The organism is Streptomyces oceani (assembly GCF_001751245.1).
In the GTDB taxonomy this organism is placed as follows: Bacteria; Actinomycetota; Actinomycetes; order Streptomycetales; family Streptomycetaceae; genus Streptomyces; species Streptomyces oceani.
In genome coordinates this window covers 14,551-15,934 of the sequence record NZ_LJGU01000159.1, presented here as the reverse complement: position 1 = coordinate 15,934, position 1,384 = coordinate 14,551, and the positions used below count along the sequence as shown (strand labels likewise).

General features: G+C 75.3%; 1 protein-coding gene. It reads left to right on the top strand.

The window, feature by feature from the left end:
• A partial coding sequence (locus AN216_RS25290; protein ID WP_139140991.1) for a type I polyketide synthase occupies positions 1-1,384 on the top strand: 1,384 nt, incomplete at both ends.

Here is a 1,384-nt window from a genome sequence, read left to right as displayed (position 1 = left end):
GGCCCGGACGCGCGCCTCGCGGACGCCTCGGCCGCCCCCGACCCGGTCGTGATCGTCGCCATGAGCTGCCGCTTCCCGGCCGGGGTGGAGACCCCGGAGGACCTGTGGGAGCTGCTGGCCGAGGGCCGGGACGCGGTCACCGACTGGCCCGGCGACCGCGGTTGGGACGTGGCCGCGCTGCACGACGAGGAAGCCGGCCTGCCCGGCAAGAGCTACACCCGCAGTGGCGCCTTCCTGGACCGCCCGGCCGACTTCGACGCCGGTTTCTTCGGGATCGCCCCGCGTGAGGCGCTGGCGATGGACCCGCAGCAGCGGCTGCTGCTGGAGACCTCCTGGGAGGCGTTCGAGCGCGCCGGCATCGACCCGTACGACCTGCGGGGCAGCCGTACCGGCGTGTACGCCGGCACCAACTACCAGGACTACTCCAGCCGTCCGATCGCCCCCGGCACCGAAGCCGAGGCGCACCTCGGCACCGGCAACTCCGCCAGCGTGATGTCCGGCCGCGTCTCGTACACCCTGGGCCTGGAGGGTCCGGCCGTCACCGTCGACACCGCCTGCTCCTCCTCACTGGTCGCGCTGCACATGGCCGCGCAGGCGCTGCGGGACGGCGAGTGCGACCTGGCGCTGGCCGGCGGCGTGACGGTGATGTCCACGCCCGGGCTGTTCCTGGACTTCAGTCGGCAGGGCGGCCTGTCCGCGGACGGGCGGTGCCGGGCGTTCTCCGAGGACACCGACGGCACCGGCTTCGGCGAGGGCGTCGGCATGCTGCTGGTGGAGCGGCTGTCCGACGCGCGGGCGAACGGGCATCCCGTGCTGGCGGTGCTGCGTGGCTCGGCGGTCAACCAGGACGGCGCCTCCAACGGGCTGACCGCCCCCAACGGCCCCTCCCAGCAGCGGGTCATCCGGGCCGCGCTGGCGCGCGCCGGCCTGACCGCCGGCGAGGTGGACGCCGTCGAGGCGCACGGCACCGCCACCACCCTGGGCGACCCGATCGAGGCGCAGGCGCTGCTGGCGACGTACGGCCAGGACCGGGAGGTCGAACGGCCGCTGTGGCTGGGCTCGGTGAAGTCCAACCTGGGCCACACCCAGGCGGCGGCCGGAGTCGCCGGGGTGATGAAGATGGTGCTGGCGCTGCGGCACGACCGGTTGCCGCGGACCCTGCACGTCTCGGCGCCGACCTCGCATGTCGACTGGTCCCAGGGCGACGTACGGCTGCTGAGCGAGCCGGTCGACTGGCCGCGCGCGGACCGTCCGCGCCGGGCCGGCGTCTCGTCGTTCGGGATCAGCGGCACCAACGCGCACGCCATTCTGGAGGAGGCCGAGCCGTACGAGCCGGGGGCCGGCGGCTCCCCGGCCGCCGGCCTCCCGGAGCCCGTCGCCGCGC